Origin of the sequence: uncultured Tenacibaculum sp. (assembly GCF_947494125.1) — a bacterium.
Taxonomy (GTDB): Bacteria; Bacteroidota; Bacteroidia; order Flavobacteriales; family Flavobacteriaceae; genus Polaribacter.
Genome location: NZ_CANLTU010000002.1, coordinates 617,560 through 638,438, shown reverse-complemented (window position 1 = coordinate 638,438; position 20,879 = coordinate 617,560). Strand labels below are relative to the sequence as shown.

Below are 20,879 nucleotides of genomic sequence, written 5' to 3'. Positions count from 1 at the left end.
GGCATGAGCGATAACAAAAAGAAATGGTTTACTCTAAACCTAAATAGCAAACACAAACAAACAGCTAGTTCTTGTGGTTGTGGTAAAACTTCTGGTGGATGTGATTCTCACAACAAAAAAGAAGAATTAAGTAATGATGAATTTTTTGAAGCTGCAGTTGATGCTTCAATAGGGGATGAAAGGCATAAAGATGGTTTTGATCAAGTTTTTGATGTAAAAATGGATCGTAGATCTGCCTTTAAAAAACTAACTGCTAGTTTATTAATTGGGGCTGGAGCAGCTTCATCTTGTACAAGTATTACATCAAGTGAAGAATCTAAAGAGAAAGCACAAATAGATTGGGAAGAACAATTTAAAGGAAACTATAAATTGATGGACGATAAAGAGAAATCTGCTACCGTAGATAGATTGGTTCGCTCTTATCAATTAAGAACTGGTAAAAACATTAGCATGTCTTCTAAAAATGCAGAAGAAGATGTGTTATTTGGCTATGCTTTTAATATATCTAAATGTCAAGGATACATGGATTGTGTGAGTGCTTGTGTTGAAGAAAACAACCAAGATAGAAACTCAGAAATGCAATACATTCGTATTCATGAAATGAAAGATGGTAAAGGTTTTAATTTTAATGAAGCTGATGATAATTACTATCATGAAGTTCCAGCCGAAGGTCATTTTTATATGGGAACTCAATGTTTTCATTGTGATAATCCACCTTGTGTAGAAGTTTGTCCGGTACAAGCAACTTGGAGAGAAGAAGACGGTTTAGTTGTAGTTGATTATGATTGGTGTGTTGGTTGTAGATATTGTATGGCAGCGTGTCCTTACGATGGTCGTAGATTCAACTGGAGCAAACCAGAAGTTCCTGAAGAAGAAATCAATAAAAACCAACATTATTTAGGAAATAGAATGCGTAAAAAGGGTGTCATGGAAAAATGTACTTTCTGTGTACAACGCTCAAGAGCAGGTAAAAACCCCGCATGTGTAGAAGCTTGTCCAACAGGTGCACGTATTTTTGGAAACCTATTAGATCCAGAAAGCTCTATTAGATGGGTGTTGGAAAACAAAAAAGTATTCAGATTAAAAGAAGATTTAGGTACAGAGCCAAAGTTCTGGTACTTCATGGATTAAAATATATAGAATGAAAACACTTAAAGTTTTTGGAAGTTTAGTTAAAGATAGCCTTGATATTATTACCAAAGGAACCAAAAAATACCACTTATGGATGGGGTTTTTAACCTTAGTAATGTTAATAGGTATGTACTGTTATTCAATTCAGTTAGAACACGGATTAAGTGTTACTGGAATGACAGATAGAGTAAGTTGGGGATTGTACATTTCTAATTTTACTTTTTTAGTTGGTGTAGCCGCAGCAGCGGTTATGCTGGTAATGCCAACCTATGTTTTAAAAGATATAGATTTTAAACAGGCCGTTTTAATTGGTGAAGGAGTCGCAGTTGCTGCATTAATTATGTGTTTAGCATTTGTGGTTGCAGATATGGGAGGTCCATCAGTTTTATGGCATATGTTACCTGGAATTGGAGTTTTTAATTTTCCAAACTCAATGCTTACATGGGATGTTATCGCTTTAAATGGTTATTTATTTATCAATATTAGTATTCCTTTGTATATATTATTTAGACATTATCAAGGAAAAGAATCTAAAAAAAGTGTCTATTTACCAGGAGCTCTGATTTCGGTTTTTTGGGCTGTAGGAATTCACTTAGTTACGGCATTTTTATATCAAGGGTTACAAGCAAGACCATTTTGGAATAATGCTTTATTAGGACCTCGTTTTTTAGCTTCAGCATTTGCAGCAGGACCTGCTTTAATTATTTTAGTATTAGCAATTATTAGAGGATTTACTGATTTTAAAATTGAAGATAAAACCATCAAGAAAATTGCAATGGTGGTAACAGTTGCAGCACAGATTAACATTATTATGTTAGTTTCTGAATTGTTTAAAGAATTTTATGCGCCTACACATCATAGTGAAAGTGCTTACTATTTATTTTTTGGATTAGATGGTAAAACTGCCTTACTACCTTGGATTTGGACAGCTATTTCTATGAATGTTTTAGCTACAATCATCTTAACTTTCCATAAATTACGTAATAATTTAAATGTACTTTATTTTGCTTGCATTCTTTTATTCGTTGCCATTTGGATTGAAAAAGGTTTTGGATTAATAGTTCCAGGGTTCATTCCCGGACCTTACGGTAAAATTGCTGAATATACTCCTACAGGGATAGAAATCGGTGTTACTTTGGGTATTTGGGCTATGGGAGCTTTAATATTTACCATTTTAGCTAGAACAGCTATTGGTATTGAAACAGGTAAATTGAGGTATAAAAATTAATTTTATTTGCTATTTATTGTAAAATAGTAGTGTGTTTAATAAGAAGCGTCTTCAGATAAGGCGCTTCTTTTTTTGTGGAATATTTTTATCATTTTATTTGTAACTATACCAATTAACTTATTATTTTCGCATACGAAATGTCAAAATTTAAAGCCGGGGGGCTTTTGTTAAGACTAATTCGAAAAAGGAACTGAAAGTGTTCCTTTTTTTAGCTTCAATAATTACTACAATTATCAAATAAAATATAATTTCACAATCATTATAGTGCTGCGATTGTTGAGTTTGTTATTTTAAACAAACCTCGAAGAGTTTAATTATTTTTTTTTGAAAGCAATAAATCTGTCTGTCAATTCATCTATTTGAAGTTTATTTACTTTAGCAATGTATTCGATAGTTTCTTTTCTATATATAAATACATGAGTAGGGTCATTTCTATAAAACCAGGAGTTAAAATCAATACTATCATTGTATAGCATCGTCATAATGAGTAAGCTCCCATTATCTTTTAATTTAGATACAAGTCTGTTTATTTCTTTTTTAGGATTGTAAAAGTGCTCAAAAACTTCACAGCTTACTATATAATTATACATAGAATCTAGTAAATCATACTTGGGAGCAAAAAAAGGATCGTATTGCACAATCTCATAATTTTTCTTCATAAGCATACTTGAAATAACAGGCCCTGTGCCACAACCAAAATCGAGTCCTTTATGCTTAGATGAAAAATTATCAAACACATAATTGGTAATAGGTGATGTAAAATTTTGATATCGAATATCATTTACATCATTGTTATGTGTTTCATACCTTGCTTTTTCTTCAGCTGCTGTTAAATAATACTTCTCATCTTTTACAATGCCCATACAAACTGTACATTCATAATAATAGTCATCTTTTTTATTTACAAGTTCAGAACTACAAAGAGTACAATTCATATTAATTATAGATATTTGTTTGTAAGATAACAATATAGTAAAAACAAAAAAAACGACCTCTAGAGATCGTTTAAATTAGAAAGTATTATTATTTACATCTCCAATTTCCATTAGAATCTTGTATACAATGTCCAGTTTTACAAATAATAGGAGCTCCTAACCAATTACAAATTTCAAGAGATGGTCCATTTCCATTAATCGATAGTTGTTCTTTTTTGTTTAGAGGGAATCCTAAGTTTGAAATGTTTTTCAACATGGTTTAATTTTTAAGTTTTCAAAATCATGCTTTTAAGAAGACTATGATTAAAATAAACCCGTAATAAAAGTAAAGATGAACAATATTTCTTTGCTTTTTTATATTTAATTTTCAGTTACTCAAAAGTAACTTATTATAATAATAACAAGGATAAAAAAGCGAACCGAAGTTCGCTTTTTATTTAACCTGGAAGGCATCTTCCGTTATGACAAATTGCATAAGGGTCATTCCAAGAAATAATGCATTCTTCATCTGCTTGACAAGATAAACTACCTCCATTAATAGATTTTTGTTCTATTTTATTTAAAACTGAACCTAAATTTGAAACATTTTTTAACATAGTAATAAATTTTTAGTTGTCTCAAATTTAGATAATAGTAGCTTAAATAAGTTTAGAAAAACCATAAAAAAAGTAAGGCAAAACCTTTAAAAATAACTTATTTAAACGCAAAATAGTTTTTGAATTAAATTTGAAAATTAAAAAAAGAAGAGTACGTTTACAGTATAACCACCAACAAGAAAAAAATATGGATAAAACCGATTTAAAAATAGTACAGTTACTAGCTAAAGGCTTTAAACAGAGTGAAATTTCAATTCAATTTAAAAACAAAGAAATAACCCCAAATAGTATCTCTATAATAGAAAAAAGGATAAAAAAATTAAAAACGAAGTATAAAGCTAAAACAAATTTTCATTTAGGTATCTTATTAACCAAAGAAGGAATTCTATAAAAGAAGAGAAGAAGTTATCACCTCCAGATACTTCTTCTCTTATAACTAACTAATCTATCAAACTGTTAAATAAAAAACTAAATTTCAATTTATATTCCAAAGATAGTTTAGAGATGTTCTTATTATTTTAAAAATTAGACGAATAGAAATAAAAGTATCGGTGAAAGGATCTTTTCTACTAATTAACTAAAATAAATATGTAAAATATATTATTGATTAATGTTTTCTAAAGTAAAGTTGAAGGGCTCAGATTCCTTTCCAGTTCCGCCACCTGTCATAACAATATCTGCACTTGTAATTCCGAATAAATTAATTTCAGTGTTAATTTGTGAAATTATAGCTGAACTCATTACATCTCCTTCTTCAACTTGAGAAACAACACCTATAAAGATTTTTGGTTGAAATTCAAAAACAGCTTTTTGTCCAGGAGCCAAGCCTGTTTTTGCTGCAAATAATTTTCCATCTCTATAGCAATTAGCATTAATAGCTCCACTAGCTAAATTATTTCTTATTTCTACTTCATTTGGGCTAGTAGCAGGAGTAGAAGACTTTCTAAGTATATCTCCAGATGAATCTTTGATCATTTCAAAGGCTTCTCCTTTAGAAGCTATTTGTTGTGGAGTATAGTTTCCATAAGAATCACTTGCACAGACATTAAATTGCATAGGGTATATAAAAGGATGATTATCTAACCTTCCACAGTTTTGGATTACTATCCAAGCTATAGCTGTTTCCCCAAAATCTTCTGCAACATTTTGTTGAAAGATTACAACGCTGCTATTATTGACATCTGCAGATTTATTTATAAAGTTTAATTTAATTTTTTCCATGATTTTAAAAGTTTTATAAAAAGGTTAATATATAATCGATACTTATAAATCTTTAAAAGTTAATCGAATTTTGAGTATTCGAATGTATTTTATAAAAACTAAATTTAGGCTAGTGATAAGCCTTATAAAAAATAAGGAAAAGACCTGTTTTTAATTGGATGAAACCACCTTCAGAGGGCTATATTATAAGCAGTAGAGTAGGAGATTTTATATTTATAAGTTATATAGAATAAAGAAATATAACTAAAATAAAACCCCACAAAACATTATTAATAATGTTTTGTGGGGTTTTCTGTGCACATAGCGGGAGTCGAACCCGCACGTCCTTACGAACACAAGCCCCTCAATTTAGTGGGCTTAGTTATACAATATTTTAAGCCTTGTTTCTTAGATAGTTGATTAAGGTCAATATTACTTGCTTTATTAATTATAGGTACTTATAAAGGTACTGTTTTTTTTAAACTAATATTATATTAAAAAGAGATTGTTATGGTTGTTTGGAGGCTAAAATATCAATACATTAAAAATTAATCAAGTTAACTAAAGGTAAATCAACCGGAGACATTTTCTACTCATCCAAAGGAAATAGATGATTGTAGTTGAATCCATAATTTTTATTGATTAATCTTGTTGTTTGTGCGGTCATTTCTTCAATGAAGTACAGTGTTTAGTTATGAATAGATTGATATATCCGTTTATTAATCTATCAATATTTTTGTTGAAAATTTTATTTCTTCAAGAACTATTTGACTCTCAATGTCACCGATATTATGGATAGATGCAACCTCATTAACTAAGAAGTTTCTGAAAGATTTAATATCAGAGAATCTAACTTTTACCAAAAAATCAAAACTTCCCGATGTGTGATAAAATTCAAGAACAGTTTTTAGTTTCTCCATTTCTCGTATAAATTCATTTCGCTTTTCTAAATGATGATCCTTTATAGTAATATTCATGAAAACTAAAATACTTTTACCAAGCATGTCAGCATCTAATAAAGCAACATATTGTTTAATAATTCCAGTCTTCTGCAATTTCTTTATACGTTCATAAATAGGAGTTGTAGTAAGAGAAAGCTTATGAGCCATTTCTTTGGCTGTTGTCATTGCGTTTTCTTGGAGAATTTCAAGGATTTGTGCATCAATATCATCAATATTTAGTGAATTAGTCTTCATTAAGTTATTTTTTAGTGTAATTTACTTAAATAAACACAACGTGCAACTATATTCCCTTTTTTAATTGAATTTTGCTTTGAAAAATACTTATATTCAATGAAAATCTGTTTTATAATGTACCCTTGGGAAAAGGTAAATCCTAAGCAAGATTCTACACTTAGAATGATTCATGAACTTGCAGTTCGTGGACATGAAATTGCCATAACATCCCCATCTAATTTAACAATTCGTGATAGTATTACATTGAGTTTGTGTAAAACTATTGTTAATCAAGATAAAGTTTCTAATAGTATTCCATCGTTTTATAAGTCGGTTAAATTTTATAAAGAAATGAAACCTTTACAACATTTTGATGTAATATTTATGAGGGACAATCCACCTATGGATCCATTGGTGCTTAACTTCCTTGATTCTATAAAAGATGATGTGTTTATATTAAATGCGGTGGATGGTTTACGAGAAACCAATAATAAAATTTATACAGCTGCATATTACGATCCAAAACGTGAGTTGATTCCAGCGACTCATGTATCAAAAAATATTGATTATTTATTAAGGATCATCGAAGAATCGGATAAAGAGAAGATGATTTTAAAACCATTAGATGGATATGGTGGTAGTGGTGTAATTATAATCGAAAAATCAGCAATGCATAATATTAAATCTTTACTTGATTTCTATATTAATGGAAAAGAAGGAAAGTCTAGTTATGTTATTTTGCAGGAGTATGTTGAGGGTGCTGAAGATGGAGATGTACGTGTATTAATGTTAAATGGAGAACCTATCGGAGCTTTACGTAGAAGACCAGCAAGAGGTGATGCACGTTCAAACATTTCTGCAGGTGGTAGTGTAGAAAAATATAAGTTAACCAAAGAGGATAAAATTCTATGTAGAAAAGTTGGAGAAAAATTAGTCCGTGATGGTATATACTATGCTGGACTTGATTTGATAGGAGGAAAATTAATTGAAGTAAATGTAATGAGTCCAGGAACGATTACAGATATCAATAAATTGAATAACACAAAGATTCAAAAGAAAATTGTAGACTACTTAGAACGTGTTGTAGAAGAAATAAGTAATAGAAAGAACAAGTCAGAACTTATAAAGCTAGTGTCCGATGAAAAGGTTAGAGATTAATGAAATTATAGCATTAATAAATGCCGAAAAACATTTTGAAACTATTGCTTTTGACGGTTCTTTTTCTATAAAAATAAATCGATACCTACCATATTGTTGTACTGCTATTCATGATGGAAGCAACTTGCGTAATGAGTTAAAAGAAAAGATAAATCATGACGAGTATAACCGTTGGTATGAAGAAGATCCTTTTACAGGAGATTTTATATCTTCAATGCCCATTACTTTAATTGGTAATGATTCTCGTTTTGAATATGATTTAAATAGAAAACCAAATGATTGTATTTTTGATATTGCCTGGGATAAAAAAGTTTGGAAAAAGAAATTAACACCTAAAGAAAGACAGAAAAGTATTGAAAAGCATAATAACTATTATAAAGTTACTCATGCATTAATTAAAAAATTAGAGGCACTTTTTGGAGGATGTGTAGTTTATGATATTCATTCTTATAATTTTCAGCGTTGGGACAGAAAAGTACCATTGTTCAATATCGGAGCAGAGAATATTGATATGAATCGGTTTGGAAATGTTATAGAGCATTGGAGGCAAGAACTTGGGAAGATTGAAGTACAAGATATTGAGAATAATAGCGCTATTAACGATGTTTTTTATGGAAGAGGTTATAACCTTGAGTATATTACAAAAAACTTTAAGAATACCTTAGTTTTAGCTACAGAAATCAAAAAAGTTTATTGTAATGAAATTTCAGGAGATGATTATCCTAACATAATTAAGACGCTACAAAAAGGATTTAAAAAAGCAATACTTAATAATGCTAATTTTTTTAATCAAAAGCATTCAGAATGGGAACATCAAGTAAAGGCAAAATTATTAGATAAAACAATGGATTCTTCAATTCTTAAAGTTGATAAAGAATTGTTTAGGCTACTCAAAGGGTTTGAATTGTTGGCTTCTGTTAATCCTATTAATAATATTCAAGAGAAAAAACGTTTTTTCAAAAATAAATGTACAGAAACACCAAATTTCAAGTATAATCCTATTAAAATAAATCCATTTGAATTAAAACAGAAATTAAGCAATCTTAGAGTACAAGATATATCAGATGTTTCAATCCGTCATTTATATGAATCTGTTATCAATAGTTATTTTGATAAAATAGATATGCTGTCTGAATTAGATACCCCAAAATTTTTGTATAATTCATTGCGTTATTTTGGAAGGCCTTCCAAAAAGGATATTCAAAATGCACATTATTTTTTGCATTTGCCCGATGTAGCTGGTGAGCCTAAGAGATCACCAAGTTTAGGTGTTGAAGAAGCTATGGTTTCTTTTAAAGAAGGTCTTGAAAACTATGGATTTAAAAGTAGAATAGAAAAAAGTAATCGTGTTATCTCACAAGTAATGGTTTTAAATGCGAAAAAGACTATTTTATTTAGACCAGATGCAAAATTTACTAGAAGTCAAATAAACGCACTTGTAGAACATGAAATAGGGGTACATATGGTTACAACAATGAATTCTAATGCTCAGAAATTGAATTTATTCAATCTAGGACTTCCTGTAAATACCATGACACAAGAAGGGTTAGCTATTTTATCTGAATATCTTAGTGGTAATATTTCAATGAAAAGGCTTAAAAAGTTAGCTTATCGTGTTATTATAGTAGATATGATGTGTAATGGAGCTGATTTTATTGAATGTTATAATTTTCTTGTAAACGACCATGATTTAGATAAAGATGACGCTTTTAGTGTAGTGACAAGAATATTTAGAGGAGGGGGCTTTACAAAGGATTATTTATATTTAAGTGGATTTGTGAAAATATTACGTTTTTGGGAGAATGATAATGATTTAAATCCTTTATTAATAGGTAAAACCTCTCTTGATTTTTATCATATAATTAATGAAATGATGCAAAGGGAGATGATTCAGAAACCAACTTATACTACACTTAGTTTTAACTATCCAAAGCTTGGTAGAAATAATGATATATATGAATATATTTTAAGTGGGCTTAAGTAGTAAAATGTTCTATTCTACACAACCTTTTAGTGTAAGAAATTTAGGGCAGAGGATAGATACTGTTACAGGTATTCTCATGCTTTTTTTAGTAAAAGGCTAGGAGTGAGAAATAAAAAATCACTTATAAATATTTTTATAAGTGATTTTTTATTAACGTTTTAGTCTATGTGCACATAGCGGGAGTCGAACCCGCACGTCCTTACGAACACAAGCCCCTCAAGCCTGCGCGTCTACCAATTCCGCCATACGTGCTTAAACTAAAAAAGCTAAGCAAATGCTTAACTTTTTTGTGACCGGGCTGGGGCTCGAACCCAGGACCCTCTCCTTAAAAGGGAGATGCTCTACCAACTGAGCTACCAGGTCATTGCTTCCTTGCAAAAGCGGTTGCAAATATACAACTGTTCTTTAAGCTAAAAAAGCTTTTTTATAATAAATTTTACTCATATTTGTAACTGCTTAATTATTAGTTTATGAAAATAGTTTTAATAGGGTATATGGCTAGTGGGAAATCAACCATAGGTAGATTGTTAGCTACTGAAATGGGATTATCCTTTATTGATTTAGATGATTATATTGAAGAAAAAGAAAATAAATCGATCACAGAAGTTTTTGCAACTAAAGGAGAAATCTATTTTAGAAAACAAGAGCATTTCTATTTAAAAGAATTATTAGCTCTTGACACTAATTTTATTTTAGCATTAGGAGGAGGAACTCCTTGTTATGCTGGAAATATGGAGTTGCTATTAGAGGCAACAAATGTTATAACGGTATATTTACAAACAAGCATTAATACAATTGTAGAAAGGCTAACAAACGAAAGAAACAAACGTCCATTAGTAGCTAGACTTAACGAAAATGAATTACCAGAATATATTGCTAAACATTTATTTGAAAGAAGTTACTTTTATAACAAAGCTGCTTTTAAGCTAAAGATTGATAGTAAGAATAAAGAAACTATTATTACAGAGTTAATAGAATATACTAATCTAGATAAGCAATAATTTCATTTTCTTTAAATTCAACCACTACATGCTCTTTTATAGAAGTAGATAAAGAGATCCCTTTAAAATCAGCTTTTACAGGGTATTTCTTATGATTTCTGTTCACTAGTACTGCAGTTTTAAAACGCTTTAAAGGAACATCTAAAAAGTGCTTTACACCGTATATTAAAGTAGTACCTGAGTTTAAAACATCATCTACTAAAACTAATGGCTTATTTTTGTATTCATCTACAACTAGAGATGTAGTAATAGGAGTTATTGGATTTTTCTTATCAATAACAACTTTACACAACACAGTTTTTAATGGAGAAATCTCAGATAATACTTCTATAATTTTTTTAGCAAACAAATAACCATTATTTGCAATACCAGCTATAATTAGCTCGTTTTCTTCGTTATTACTCTCATAAATTTGAAAAGCAATTCTACGAATTTTTTGTTCTATTTGAGTATTTGTTAAAATAATAGTCTCAACTGGTGCCATGTTTGTTTTTTTTGTAAAGTTATTATAAATTAAGATTTTTTTCATCAGAATCTTCATAATAATCGTCAATATCACGTCGATCTTTTTTTGTTGGCCTTCCTGTACCTTTTTTTCTATAATAATCTTTTGAATACTTTAATAACTCCGTTTTTTCAAATTCTTCTTTAGGTGTTAAATCTTTTCTATATAAATCTACCAATTTAGCACCAACTCTGTTAGGAGGGATGTCTAAAACTTTAATTTTATAATTTATTTGATTTTTTCTAATAGTAATTTCTTCGTTTCCAAATATATCTTTAGAAGGTTTTAAATTAGTGCCATCAATTTTAACATGTCCCTTTTTACATGCTTCTGTAGCTATACTACGTGTTTTAAATAAGCGAATACACCACAAATATTTATCAATTCTCATATAAAAAGTTAAAATTTAAAGATTCATTTTTTACAAAGGTATAAAAATGGTAAATTGCGCGTTAAAATTTCAAAACTAAATGATAAAATTTAAACATTTTTTTTACACCGCTATAATTAGTGTTATCCTATACTCTTGTGGAGGGTCAAGCAATACTGCTGCTAATTTCGACCATGAAGCTCAAGCTGTAATAGATAACGATTCTTTAGTTACCTTTTTAAAAAACAATTACTATAATGCTACTTTAGATTCTGTTAAAGTAATTGATAGTGGGCAAACTTCATTATTTGATGATCCTAATTTAAAAACTAAGGATGTAAAAGAAAATGATATAGATTATAAATTGTATTATTATGTAAATAGAATAGGTACTCCAGTTCCTGTAAAAGGATTTCCAACGGTTATGGATTCTGTTTATGCAAAATATAGAGGACAAAGAATTATAAGAAAAGATAGTTTAAGCCCTGATTTTGATAAAAATACTACATGGTTTTCACTTAATCGTGTAATTAGAGGTTGGACCTACAGTTTTGTACATTTTAAAGGAGGAGAAAATGTAACGGGTAACGGACCAATAACTTATATTAATGGAGGTAAAGGTATTTTATTTATCCCTTCAGGATTAGCATATAGAAACGGCGGGAGATCTCCTTCTATTTTACCTAATGAAAATTTACTTTTTTATATTGAATTATGGGATCTAGTAGAGAACACCGATGATGATTTAGATGGTATTCCTTCTATTTTTGAAGATGTAGATGGTGATGGTGATCCTAGAAATGATGATACTGATAGCAATAATGTTCCTAATTATGCTGATGCTGATGATGACGGTGATGGAAAATTAACAAAAGATGAAGATGCTAATGGTGATGGTGACCCAAGAAATGATTTTAGTGACCCTAAAAACCCAACATTACCAGATTACTTAAATAGAGATATTAGATAATATATCTATATAAAATAAAAAAACCGAAGTTGTTAACTTCGGTTTTTTTATGCTTTAAGATTAATTTAAAATCTATAAGAAAGTCCTACTATAATTTGATTTACTCGTGTATCAAAATTAACGGTACTCGTATTTAATAAGCTACTTTCTGTACTAGAAAAAGCTCTTTCCCATCGTACATCTAAACCTAATTTTCCTAAATCAACACCTGCACCTAATTGCATTCCCATAGAAAAACCATCGGCTTTTACATCTTTAATATCACTAATACCGAAATCTCCATCTAAAATATACTGAAAAGAAGGTCCAACGAAAATACGTCCAACACCAAAAACTTTTTTCCCTAATAATACAGGTATATCTATTTTTCTAAATTCATAACTAGTTGTACTAGGATTTGCAGATTTAGGTAAATACACAACTTCATTACTTAATTGAGTATATACTAATTCAGGTTGAATAAATAAACCTATAACAGGAATTTTTACTCGTGTCCAAATACCAGCATGAAATCCTGTTTTACTTTTTGCTCCACTAAGAATGTCACTACTTACATTTGAAATAGATTTAGAATTGTAGTTTACACCACCTTTAATTCCAAAGTGAATTTGACTTTGCGCAAATTGAATGCTTCCTATAAAAAGGAACGCAATTAAAATTATTTTTTTCATATTTATTGATTTAAGTGTATTATTAAAACTTATTTTTATTTAATTTATTGAGTGAATATAAATGAAGAAGCATCATTTTAACTATAAAATGATGCTCTTAAATTTTATGTTTTAAAGTTTATTTCCTAGAAATTACTTTTTCTACAGCTGCAATAATTGCTTTATCATTCAATCCGTATTTCTCCATTAATTCAGCTGGAGTTGCAGATTCTCCAAAACTATCATTTACTGCTACAAATTCTTGTGGAGTAGGGGTATTAGTGGCTAAACAACGAGCTACACTTTCACCTAAACCACCATATTTATTATGCTCTTCAGCAGTAACAATACAACCAGTTTTAGCTACAGATTTTAAAATAATATCTTCATCTAAAGGTTTAATCGTATGAATATTAATTACTTCAGCAGAAATACCTTTTTCTTCTAATTGCTCTGCAGCTTGTAAAGCTTCCCAAACTAAATGTCCAGTGGCAACAATAGTAACGTCATTTCCTTCAGTAAGTTTAATTCCTTTACCAATTTCAAAAGGCTCATCAGTCATAAATACTGGTACTTTTGGTCTACCAAAACGTAAATATACTGGTCCATCAAAATCTGCAATAGCAAGAGTAGCAGCTTTAGTTTGACTGTAATCACAAGTATTAATAACTGTCATACCAGGTAACATTTTCATCAAACCTATATCTTCTAAAATTTGGTGTGTTGCTCCATCTTCACCAAGAGTTAATCCCGCATGAGAAGCACAAATTTTCACATTTTTATCTGAATAAGCAATTGATTGACGAATTTGATCGTAAACACGACCTGTTGAAAAGTTAGCAAAAGTACCCGTAAAAGGTATTTTACCTCCAATCGTTAATCCAGCAGCAATACCCATCATGTTTGCTTCAGCAATACCAATTTGGTAAAAACGTTCTGGATGATTTTTAGCAAAATCGCCCATTTTTAATGATCCTGTTAAATCTGCACATAATGCAACTACGTTCTCATTGGTTTTTCCTAATTCAGTTAAACCATCACCAAATCCAGATCTGGTATCTTTTTTTTCAGTATAAGTATATTTTTTCATCAGTTATGTTGTGTGAATACGGGTCAAAAATAATCTTTTATAAAAATGTATACTACAAATTTATTAATTCTTTATAAAGTTTATGAACAGGAAAGCCCATAACATTAAAATAACTACCTTCTATTTGAGTAATTCCTATTTTTCCAATCCATTCTTGAATGCCGTAAGCACCAGCTTTATCAAAAGGTTTGTAAGTATTTATATAATAATTAATCTCTTCATCGGTAAGCTTTTTAAAGGTAACGGTAGTTGCATCATTAATAATATGTTTCTTCTTTTTACTTGTAAAACATATGGAAGTTATTACTTGATGTGTATTATTAGATAGCTCTTTAAGCATTTTAAATGCTTCTTTATAATTTTTAGGCTTCCCTAATGCTTTATTATCAAACCAAACTATTGTATCTGATGTTATTAAAAGATCATTTTCTTTTAATTCATTTTCAAAAGGCTTCGATTTTAAATTAGCTAGAAAATCAGTTATTTCAATACCTAATAATTCATTAGGGTAAATTTCTTCAACTTCCTTGGTTCTTATCTCAAAACTTAAGTCTAAATCTTTGAGAAGTTGTTGTCTTCTTGGAGAATTAGAAGCTAGAATTATGTTGAATTTTGATAGTTTATTTGATAACATATTTAAAATAATAAGTAACTATTGGGACACTAAAAATAGCTAGAAGGTAAGCTACATTAGAAACCTTATATAAAAATTTATAGTTATTTGAACTAGATGCGTTAATTAGTAAGTAAATAATAAAGAGTTCTGGAACCGTTCCTAAAAAAAATATAGCTAATAGTAGTATTTTGTTTTTAATATAAGTTATTGAAAAATACAAAATGATAATACTAACAATAACCACGATTATTAAAGCTGTATTTTTAGCTCTCTTTCTTCCTAAAATAACAGGTAGTGTTGTGTTTTTTCTAGCATAGTCATAATTGATTTGATTAATATCAATTATTATTTCTCTATAAAAATTACTCAAAAAAGAAATAATTACATACACAATTGCAATTGACTGCAACTTAAAAAACAGATCCCATTGAGAAGTATTTAAGTTTATTGGAGCATCAAACCATAAAACAACTAAGATTATAAATGGTTTTAAAAAGGCTCTCCCAATACTATTTAAAAAAGTTTTCTTCTTAGTATTATTGGCATATATCAGAGTAGCTATTAAACAACATAAAAAAATAAAACTGTAATAAGGTTTACTTATTTTAAATGACAATAATACTCCTAAAGAAATCCCTGAAATTGAAAAAAAAAGAATAGAAGCCTTTATTTTATCTAAAGGGAAAACATTTTTCTTTCCTTGCTTTCTTTTATAATAATTTGTTAAATAACCTGTTCCAATGATAAAGGTAGTGGATAAGGATAAAATACTTAAATCTAAAAAAGAAAGTGTTGTTTTAAAGCCACAACCATATAAAAAACAGAATTTGAATAGAAAGAGTAAAAAAATAAAATATAAAAGTTCTTTCCAGTGAATAATATTAAAAAAAGCTATAAGCATTAATTAAATGCTTTTTTAATTCTTGCTAAATCTTTTTTATTATCTCTATCTTTTATTGTTTGACGTTTGTCATGCGTTTTTTTACCTTTAGCTAAAGCAATGTCTAGTTTAGCCCAACCATTTTCATTTATAAAAAGTTTAAGAGGCACTATAGTACTTCCTTTGGCTTCAACTTCTCTTTCAAGCTTTTTTAACTCACGTTTATTTAATAATAATCGACGTTCACTTTTTGGCTTGTGGTTATAATTATTACCAAAAGCATATTCTTCAATATACATATTAATAACAAAAAGTTCACCTTGATCATTAAACTCACAAAAGCTTTCAGTTATACGAGCTTTACTGAGTCTTATCGATTTTATTTCAGTACCAGTAAGCTGTATTCCAGCAGTATATTTATCAATTATCTCGTATTCAAAACGAGCTTTTTTATTTTGTATGTTGATCTTTTTTTGCATAAGTAATAGCAAATATAAATATAATTGTTAAGCTTATTTATAAAAATAATAAACTATGATTTTAGTCATGATATTCCCTAAAGCTTCAAGGTAATTTTGTCTTAGAAATAAGTGAATAATTAAATTTTAAAATTATGAAAAAAGTAGTATTAAGCTTAATTTTTGGGGTACTATTAATAGGAAGTATCAGTGCACAAGAAAAAACAAAAGAAGACAAAAAATGGCAAGCTAGATTTAGATGGGTAAGTGTTTTGCCTAGCGAATCTGCAACAATTGGAACTATTGGTGGCGATGTAGAGATTAGTAATAATTTAATTCCTGAAATTGATTTTACCTATTTTTTTACAGAAAACATTGCAGCTGAATTAATTTTAGGAACAACAAAGCATAATGTTAAAGCTGTGAACACTGCTCTAGGAAATGTAGATTTAGGGCATGTATGGTTATTACCACCAACTTTAACAGTTCAGTACCATTTTAATTTAAATAATTTTAGACCTTATATTGGTGTAGGAGGGAATTACACTATTTTTTATAGCGCAAACCCTGGAGCTGTTGTTGATGTAACTTATAAAAACTCTTTTGGATATGCTTTTCAAGCTGGTTTTGATTATGATTTAGATGATACTTGGTTTTTAAATATTGATGCTAAATATATAGGATTAAGTACAGATGTTACTGTAAATGCTGGTGTAGCTACAGTTCCTGCTAATGTTGATATTAACCCTTTACTAATTGGGTTTGGAGTAGGTATGAGATTTTAAAACTCTTTAAAAATAAACAATAAAAAGCAGCTTTATATGCTGCTTTTTTTATTAACATAACTTTAAATATTGTACATACAATATTCTTGTAATTTTGTTTAAACAAACAGTAAAATGAAGTACATGCGATATATATATGCAATTGTTATGCTATTTTTAGTTTCTTGTAAACCTAGTTATACAGCACAAGAGATAGTAGATAAATCAATAGAAAATTCTAAATTAAAAGTATTAAAAAATGCCTCAATTTCCTTTGACTTTAGGAATAAAAAATATCAAGCAGATAGAAATAATGGTGTTTTTGAATTTATAAAAACAGAGAAAAAAGACAGTTTAAATATTAAAGATATACTGTCTAATAATAGTTTTAAAAGGTATATAAATGGTAATTTAATTGAGTTATCTGACAAAAAACAAAAAGCTTATGGAAATTCAGTGAACTCTGTTCACTATTTTTCTATTTTACCATTAGGATTAAATGATAAAGCTGTTTATAAAAAGATTTTAGGAAAAGTAAAGATAAAAGGAAAAGAATATTATAAAGTTGAAGTAACCTTTAATGAAAATGGAGGAGGAACTGATTTTGATGATGTATTTATTTATTGGTTTTTTAAAGATAATTTTCAGTTAGATTATATAGCATATAAATATCATACAAATGGAGGAGGAGTACGTTTTAGAGATGTTAAGAAAGAAACGTTTGTTGATGGAATTCGATTTGTAGACTATAATAACTATAAACCTTTAGAAAAAGACATAGATTTTTATATGATAGATAAATTGTATGAAGAAGGAAAACTTAAAAAACTTTCAGAAATAATTTTAGAAAACATTAAAGTTAAACTGAGTAAAAATTAATCTATTTTTAATAAAATAGAATTCTTTACATTATCAATGATTGTAATTATGTATAAATTAGCATTATTATGATCATTGATAAATTTATATTTTTCTTTATTTAAAATTTTATTAGCCAGCATAGGAGTTGTATTGCTGTGACCAACAACTAAGACCGTTTTTCCTTTAGTAGCTTTTTGAAATTCTTTATTGAATAATTTATTTGGATTATATGCTAAAACTTTCAACTTTTTACTTTTAGCAGTAGGTGCTGCTGTTTGTTGAGTCCTATTATAATTTGTAGCATAAACTAAGTCAAAATTAACATCTTTAAACACTTCTGCCCATTTTTTTGCTCGTTTTTCTCCTTTTTCTTTAAGGTTTGGGTTTTTATTCGCTTTATCTGTTCTATCTTTTTCTGCATGACGAATTAAATAATAAGTAGTAACATTATCTTGTGAAAATGCTACAATAGAGCTTAAGGTAAAAACTAGTAAAAAAAAATATTTTTTCATGCTTGTAAATTTGCTGACGAATATACTCAAAAAAGAAAAAGCGATGTAATAAATACACCGCTTTTGATAAATAAAATAATATTAATTTTTATTTTTCTACCAAATCAGATTGATTTCTAAAGACTAATTCATCATCGAAAGCATCTAATAAAATAATGCTATCTGTAGTTATTTTACCTGATAAAATTTCTTTAGACAACTGATTCAATACTTGTTTTTGTATAACACGTTTTACTGGACGTGCACCAAATTCAGGCTGATATCCTTTTTCCGCTAAATACTTAATAGCTTCATCAGTAGCGTCTAAAGTTATATTTTGTTCAGCAACCATTTTCTTAACACTGTTTAATTGTAATTTCACAATTCGTTTAATATTATCTTGAGATAATGGCGTAAACATAATAATATCATCAATTCTATTTAAAAACTCAGGACGAACCGTTTGTTTTAACAATCCTAAAACTTCAGTTTTTGCCATTTCCATAGTTGTATGAATATCGCCTTTAAAGTTTTCAAACTTTTCTTGAATAATATGACTACCCATATTAGAGGTCATAATAATAATTGTATTTTTAAAATCTGCTACACGACCTTTATTATCAGTTAACCTACCTTCATCTAGTACTTGTAATAAAACATTAAAAGTATCTGGATGTGCTTTCTCAATTTCATCTAATAATACTACAGAATATGGCTTTCTTCTAACAGCTTCTGTTAATTGTCCTCCTTCATCATAACCGACATAACCAGGAGGTGCACCTACTAAACGACTTACCGAATGACGTTCTTGATATTCACTCATATCTATACGCGTCATCGCATTTTCATCATCAAATAAATAATCAGCTAATGCTTTTGCCAATTCTGTTTTACCAACACCTGTAGTACCTAAAAATAAGAAACTCCCTATTGGTTTGTTTGGGTTTTGCAATCCTGCTCTAGATCTTCTAACAGCATCAGAAACAGCTTCAATTGCTTCCTCTTGTCCTACAACACGTTTATGCAATTCATCTTCTAAACTTAATAATTTTTCTCTTTCAGATTGTATCATTTTAGTTACTGGTACTCCTGTCCATTTAGCAACAACTTCAGCAATATCATCATAAGTAACTTCTTCTTTTATTAAGGCATTTTCACTCTGACTAGCCAAAATCTCTTGTTGTTTTTCAAGAGCCTCTTGTGCTTCTTTTATTTTACCGTAACGGATTTCTGCTACTTTACCATAATCCCCTTGACGTTCTGCTTTTTCAGCTTCGAGCTTATAGTTTTCTATAGTTGTTTTTAATTGCTGAACTGCATCTACAACACTTTTTTCTGATTGCCATTTGGCGTTAATCTCGTTGCGTTCTTCTTTTAAATTAGCTACATCAGCGTTTAATGACTTTAATTTAACTTCATCATTTTCTCTTTTAATCGCCTCAATCTCTATTTCTAACTGCATTATTTTACGATCTAAGACATCTAATTCTTCAGGTTTAGAGTTTATCTCCATTCGTAATTTAGAAGCAGCTTCATCCATTAAATCAATCGCTTTATCTGGTAAAAATCGATTGGTTATATAGCGTTGTGATAATTCTACAGCTCCAATAATAGCCTCATCTTTAATACGAACTTTATGATGTGTTTCGTATTTATCTTTAATACCTCTTAAAATAGAAATAGCACTTTCAGTATCTGGTTCATCTACTAATACTTTTTGAAAACGACGCTCTAAAGCTTTATCTTTTTCAAAATACTTTTGATATTCATCTAGGGTAGTGGCACCTATTGCTCTTAATTCACCACGAGCTAAAGCTGGTTTTAAAATATTAGCTGCATCCATAGCCCCTTGTCCGCCGCCAGCACCTACTAAAGTGTGAATTTCATCTATAAATAAAACGATATCTCCATTAGAGGTAGTTACTTCTTTTACAACAGATTTTAAACGCTCTTCAAATTCGCCTTTATATTTAGCACCTGCAATTAAAGCGCCCATATCTAAAGAAAAAATTTGTTTTTCTTTTAAGTTTTCAGGAACATCACCACGGATTATTCTATGTGCTAATCCTTCTGCTATAGCTGTTTTACCAGTACCTGGCTCTCCTACTAAAATTGGATTATTTTTTGTTCTTCGTGATAAAATTTGAAGCAAACGACGAATTTCTTCATCACGTCCAATTACAGGATCTAATTTTCCGTCTTGTGCTAACTGGTTTAAGTTTTTAGCATATTTATTTAAAGAGTTATACGTTTCTTCTGCGCTTTGCGAAGTAACTCGATCACCTTTACGTAATTCACTAATAGCAGCACTAACTAATTTCTCTGTAGCTCCTTGGTCTCTTAAAGCTTGACCAATTCCACTTTTAGATTTTACTATAGCAAGTATTAAATGCTCAATTGAAACATATTCATCGTTCATTTTTTTTGCTAAAATACTAGCTTCGTTAAGCGTTTTACTAGCTTCTCTAGAAAGCATTATATCGGCACCAGAAACTTTAGAAAAACTTTCTAATTGTTTGTCTAAAATTTGCTGTACAACATCTAAATTAATGTTGAGTTTTTTTAATATAAATGGTAACACATTTTCATCAACTAAAGAAATAGCTTTAAAAATATGCTCATTTTCTATTTGATTATGACCATAACTTTGCGCTAATTGCTGCGCTTGTTGAATGGTTTCTTGTGATTTTATTGTATAATTGTTAAAATTCATGTTTTGTAGATTTCAAATTCAATACCATTTCAAAAAAAAGCTTAAAAACAGTCAAATTGTCTTTATTTCCTTTGTTTTTACTGACTTTTTGACTTATTGAAAG

Annotated in this window: 23 protein-coding genes and 2 tRNA genes; 9 read left to right on the top strand and 16 right to left on the bottom strand. The window is 29.2% G+C overall.

Translation table 11 applies throughout. The features are described from left to right. Positions 1-3: 3 nt before the first annotated feature. On the top strand, positions 4-1,131 hold the full coding sequence (locus tag Q0881_RS06530) for a 4Fe-4S dicluster domain-containing protein (protein WP_299157948.1): 1,128 nt from the start codon (positions 4-6) through the stop codon (positions 1,129-1,131). A gap of 10 nt (positions 1,132-1,141) precedes the next feature. Then, a complete protein-coding gene (gene dsrP / locus Q0881_RS06525) occupies positions 1,142-2,359 on the top strand; it encodes a sulfate reduction electron transfer complex DsrMKJOP subunit DsrP (RefSeq protein WP_299157945.1) in 1,218 nt (405 codons plus the stop codon). A gap of 314 nt (positions 2,360-2,673) precedes the next feature. Here the strand turns inward: dsrP and Q0881_RS06520 are convergent, their stop codons facing one another. The 3 genes from Q0881_RS06520 to Q0881_RS06510 form a co-directional block, all read right to left on the bottom strand. Next, a complete protein-coding gene (locus tag Q0881_RS06520; RefSeq protein ID WP_299157941.1) occupies positions 2,674-3,294 on the bottom strand; it encodes a class I SAM-dependent methyltransferase in 621 nt (206 codons plus the stop codon). An 88-nt stretch (positions 3,295-3,382) separates the two neighbouring features. Then, the gene (locus tag Q0881_RS06515) at positions 3,383-3,550 is read right to left on the bottom strand and encodes a hypothetical protein (RefSeq protein ID WP_299157939.1); all 168 of its coding nucleotides are present in this window, start codon (positions 3,548-3,550) and stop codon (positions 3,383-3,385) included. A gap of 181 nt (positions 3,551-3,731) precedes the next feature. Then, positions 3,732-3,890 carry a hypothetical protein gene (locus Q0881_RS06510; protein WP_299157937.1) on the bottom strand — a complete coding sequence of 53 codons (159 nt, stop codon included), beginning with the start codon at positions 3,888-3,890 and terminating at the stop codon, positions 3,732-3,734. A gap of 130 nt (positions 3,891-4,020) precedes the next feature. Here Q0881_RS06510 and Q0881_RS06505 point away from each other — a divergent pair, with 130 nt between their 5' ends. Continuing rightward, positions 4,021-4,281 carry a hypothetical protein gene (locus Q0881_RS06505; protein WP_299157935.1) on the top strand — a complete coding sequence of 87 codons (261 nt, stop codon included), beginning with the start codon at positions 4,021-4,023 and terminating at the stop codon, positions 4,279-4,281. A gap of 209 nt (positions 4,282-4,490) precedes the next feature. Here the strand turns inward: Q0881_RS06505 and Q0881_RS06500 are convergent, their stop codons facing one another. Then, positions 4,491-5,111, bottom strand: coding sequence for a hypothetical protein (locus Q0881_RS06500; protein ID WP_299157933.1), 621 nt, complete (start codon positions 5,109-5,111; stop codon positions 4,491-4,493). A gap of 698 nt (positions 5,112-5,809) precedes the next feature. Further along, positions 5,810-6,286 (bottom strand): Lrp/AsnC family transcriptional regulator, encoded by a 477-nt coding sequence (locus Q0881_RS06495; protein WP_299157931.1) that lies wholly within the window; start codon positions 6,284-6,286, stop codon positions 5,810-5,812. 96 nt (positions 6,287-6,382) lie between these two features. Here Q0881_RS06495 and gshB point away from each other — a divergent pair, with 96 nt between their 5' ends. Both gshB and Q0881_RS06485 read left to right on the top strand, forming a co-directional pair. After that, positions 6,383-7,423: a glutathione synthase gene (gene gshB / locus Q0881_RS06490; RefSeq protein WP_299157928.1), complete on the top strand. Its 1,041-nt coding sequence runs from the start codon at positions 6,383-6,385 to the stop codon at positions 7,421-7,423. Continuing rightward, the gene (locus tag Q0881_RS06485; protein ID WP_299157925.1) at positions 7,404-9,407 is read left to right on the top strand and encodes a flavohemoglobin expression-modulating QEGLA motif protein; all 2,004 of its coding nucleotides are present in this window, start codon (positions 7,404-7,406) and stop codon (positions 9,405-9,407) included. The genes gshB and Q0881_RS06485 overlap by 20 nt, the downstream gene beginning before the upstream one ends. A 168-nt stretch (positions 9,408-9,575) precedes the next feature. Here the strand turns inward: Q0881_RS06485 and Q0881_RS06480 are convergent. After that, positions 9,576-9,659: transfer RNA gene (locus Q0881_RS06480), tRNA-Leu, on the bottom strand. A 38-nt stretch (positions 9,660-9,697) separates the two neighbouring features. Then, positions 9,698-9,770, bottom strand: a tRNA-Lys gene (locus tag Q0881_RS06475). A gap of 107 nt (positions 9,771-9,877) precedes the next feature. Here Q0881_RS06475 and Q0881_RS06470 point away from each other — a divergent pair. Further along, a complete protein-coding gene (locus Q0881_RS06470; RefSeq protein ID WP_299157924.1) occupies positions 9,878-10,408 on the top strand; it encodes a shikimate kinase in 531 nt (176 codons plus the stop codon). Here the strand turns inward: Q0881_RS06470 and Q0881_RS06465 are convergent. Together Q0881_RS06465 and Q0881_RS06460 are read right to left on the bottom strand one after the other, a co-directional pair. Beyond that, positions 10,389-10,892, bottom strand: coding sequence for a phosphoribosyltransferase family protein (locus Q0881_RS06465; RefSeq protein ID WP_299158137.1), 504 nt, complete (start codon positions 10,890-10,892; stop codon positions 10,389-10,391). The two genes, Q0881_RS06470 and Q0881_RS06465, sit on opposite strands and share 20 nt — an antisense overlap. A 22-nt stretch (positions 10,893-10,914) precedes the next feature. Further along, positions 10,915-11,304 (bottom strand): RNA-binding S4 domain-containing protein, encoded by a 390-nt coding sequence (locus Q0881_RS06460; RefSeq protein ID WP_299157922.1) that lies wholly within the window; start codon positions 11,302-11,304, stop codon positions 10,915-10,917. Positions 11,305-11,383: 79 nt separating this feature from the next. Between Q0881_RS06460 and Q0881_RS06455 the strand changes: the two genes are divergently transcribed. After that, the gene (locus Q0881_RS06455) at positions 11,384-12,253 is read left to right on the top strand and encodes a peptidylprolyl isomerase (RefSeq protein ID WP_299157920.1); all 870 of its coding nucleotides are present in this window, start codon (positions 11,384-11,386) and stop codon (positions 12,251-12,253) included. A 65-nt stretch (positions 12,254-12,318) separates the two neighbouring features. Here the strand turns inward: Q0881_RS06455 and Q0881_RS06450 are convergent, their stop codons facing one another. The 5 genes from Q0881_RS06450 to smpB all read right to left on the bottom strand — a co-directional run bounded on the left by Q0881_RS06450 (position 12,319) and on the right by smpB (position 15,968). Beyond that, positions 12,319-12,924 (bottom strand): porin family protein, encoded by a 606-nt coding sequence (locus Q0881_RS06450; RefSeq protein ID WP_299157918.1) that lies wholly within the window; start codon positions 12,922-12,924, stop codon positions 12,319-12,321. 118 nt (positions 12,925-13,042) lie between these two features. Next, positions 13,043-13,993 (bottom strand): transketolase family protein, encoded by a 951-nt coding sequence (locus tag Q0881_RS06445; protein ID WP_299157915.1) that lies wholly within the window; start codon positions 13,991-13,993, stop codon positions 13,043-13,045. Positions 13,994-14,045: 52 nt separating this feature from the next. Then, positions 14,046-14,627: a Maf-like protein gene (locus Q0881_RS06440; RefSeq protein WP_299157913.1), complete on the bottom strand. Its 582-nt coding sequence runs from the start codon at positions 14,625-14,627 to the stop codon at positions 14,046-14,048. Then, positions 14,614-15,510 carry a hypothetical protein gene (locus Q0881_RS06435; RefSeq protein WP_299157911.1) on the bottom strand — a complete coding sequence of 299 codons (897 nt, stop codon included), beginning with the start codon at positions 15,508-15,510 and terminating at the stop codon, positions 14,614-14,616. Before Q0881_RS06435 ends, Q0881_RS06440 begins: the two co-directional genes overlap by 14 nt. After that, positions 15,510-15,968 carry an SsrA-binding protein SmpB gene (gene smpB, locus Q0881_RS06430; protein ID WP_299157879.1) on the bottom strand — a complete coding sequence of 153 codons (459 nt, stop codon included), beginning with the start codon at positions 15,966-15,968 and terminating at the stop codon, positions 15,510-15,512. The genes Q0881_RS06435 and smpB overlap by 1 nt, the downstream gene beginning before the upstream one ends. Before the next feature lie 134 nt (positions 15,969-16,102). Between smpB and Q0881_RS06425 the strand changes: the two genes are divergently transcribed. Together Q0881_RS06425 and Q0881_RS06420 are read left to right on the top strand one after the other, a co-directional pair. Continuing rightward, on the top strand, positions 16,103-16,732 hold the full coding sequence (locus tag Q0881_RS06425) for an OmpW family outer membrane protein (protein ID WP_299157877.1): 630 nt from the start codon (positions 16,103-16,105) through the stop codon (positions 16,730-16,732). A gap of 123 nt (positions 16,733-16,855) precedes the next feature. Further along, positions 16,856-17,590: a DUF6503 family protein gene (locus Q0881_RS06420; RefSeq protein WP_299157875.1), complete on the top strand. Its 735-nt coding sequence runs from the start codon at positions 16,856-16,858 to the stop codon at positions 17,588-17,590. Here Q0881_RS06420 and Q0881_RS06415 read toward each other — a convergent pair. Together Q0881_RS06415 and clpB are read right to left on the bottom strand one after the other, a co-directional pair. Then, the gene (locus Q0881_RS06415) at positions 17,587-18,084 is read right to left on the bottom strand and encodes a phosphoglycerate mutase family protein (protein WP_299157873.1); all 498 of its coding nucleotides are present in this window, start codon (positions 18,082-18,084) and stop codon (positions 17,587-17,589) included. The genes Q0881_RS06420 and Q0881_RS06415 overlap by 4 nt on opposite strands. A gap of 88 nt (positions 18,085-18,172) precedes the next feature. Further along, a complete protein-coding gene (gene clpB / locus Q0881_RS06410; protein ID WP_299157871.1) occupies positions 18,173-20,776 on the bottom strand; it encodes an ATP-dependent chaperone ClpB in 2,604 nt (867 codons plus the stop codon). Positions 20,777-20,879 lie beyond the last annotated feature (103 nt).

Excerpts from the sequence above, each read along its gene's own strand:
- dsrP (WP_299157945.1), top strand. The coding sequence starts at position 1,142 with ATGAAAACACTTAAAGTTTTTGGAAGTTTAGTTAAAGATAGCCTTGAT.
- Q0881_RS06425 (WP_299157877.1), top strand. The coding sequence starts at position 16,103 with ATGAAAAAAGTAGTATTAAGCTTAATTTTTGGGGTACTATTAATAGGA.
- Q0881_RS06445 (WP_299157915.1), bottom strand. The coding sequence starts at position 13,993 with ATGAAAAAATATACTTATACTGAAAAAAAAGATACCAGATCTGGATTT.
- gshB (WP_299157928.1), top strand. The coding sequence starts at position 6,383 with ATGAAAATCTGTTTTATAATGTACCCTTGGGAAAAGGTAAATCCTAAG.
- Q0881_RS06515 (WP_299157939.1), bottom strand. The coding sequence starts at position 3,550 with ATGTTGAAAAACATTTCAAACTTAGGATTCCCTCTAAACAAAAAAGAA.
- Q0881_RS06485 (WP_299157925.1), top strand. The coding sequence starts at position 7,404 with ATGAAAAGGTTAGAGATTAATGAAATTATAGCATTAATAAATGCCGAA.
- Q0881_RS06460 (WP_299157922.1), bottom strand. The coding sequence starts at position 11,304 with ATGAGAATTGATAAATATTTGTGGTGTATTCGCTTATTTAAAACACGT.
- Q0881_RS06510 (WP_299157937.1), bottom strand. The coding sequence starts at position 3,890 with ATGTTAAAAAATGTTTCAAATTTAGGTTCAGTTTTAAATAAAATAGAA.
- Q0881_RS06450 (WP_299157918.1), bottom strand. The coding sequence starts at position 12,924 with ATGAAAAAAATAATTTTAATTGCGTTCCTTTTTATAGGAAGCATTCAA.
- Q0881_RS06440 (WP_299157913.1), bottom strand. The coding sequence starts at position 14,627 with ATGTTATCAAATAAACTATCAAAATTCAACATAATTCTAGCTTCTAAT.
- clpB (WP_299157871.1), bottom strand. The coding sequence starts at position 20,776 with ATGAATTTTAACAATTATACAATAAAATCACAAGAAACCATTCAACAA.
- Q0881_RS06415 (WP_299157873.1), bottom strand. The coding sequence starts at position 18,084 with ATGAAAAAATATTTTTTTTTACTAGTTTTTACCTTAAGCTCTATTGTA.
- Q0881_RS06435 (WP_299157911.1), bottom strand. The coding sequence starts at position 15,510 with ATGCTTATAGCTTTTTTTAATATTATTCACTGGAAAGAACTTTTATAT.
- Q0881_RS06500 (WP_299157933.1), bottom strand. The coding sequence starts at position 5,111 with ATGGAAAAAATTAAATTAAACTTTATAAATAAATCTGCAGATGTCAAT.
- Q0881_RS06520 (WP_299157941.1), bottom strand. The coding sequence starts at position 3,294 with ATGAATTGTACTCTTTGTAGTTCTGAACTTGTAAATAAAAAAGATGAC.
- Q0881_RS06455 (WP_299157920.1), top strand. The coding sequence starts at position 11,384 with ATGATAAAATTTAAACATTTTTTTTACACCGCTATAATTAGTGTTATC.
- smpB (WP_299157879.1), bottom strand. The coding sequence starts at position 15,968 with ATGCAAAAAAAGATCAACATACAAAATAAAAAAGCTCGTTTTGAATAC.
- Q0881_RS06495 (WP_299157931.1), bottom strand. The coding sequence starts at position 6,286 with ATGAAGACTAATTCACTAAATATTGATGATATTGATGCACAAATCCTT.
- Q0881_RS06465 (WP_299158137.1), bottom strand. The coding sequence starts at position 10,892 with ATGGCACCAGTTGAGACTATTATTTTAACAAATACTCAAATAGAACAA.
- Q0881_RS06420 (WP_299157875.1), top strand. The coding sequence starts at position 16,856 with ATGCGATATATATATGCAATTGTTATGCTATTTTTAGTTTCTTGTAAA.
- Q0881_RS06470 (WP_299157924.1), top strand. The coding sequence starts at position 9,878 with ATGAAAATAGTTTTAATAGGGTATATGGCTAGTGGGAAATCAACCATA.
- Q0881_RS06530 (WP_299157948.1), top strand. The coding sequence starts at position 4 with ATGAGCGATAACAAAAAGAAATGGTTTACTCTAAACCTAAATAGCAAA.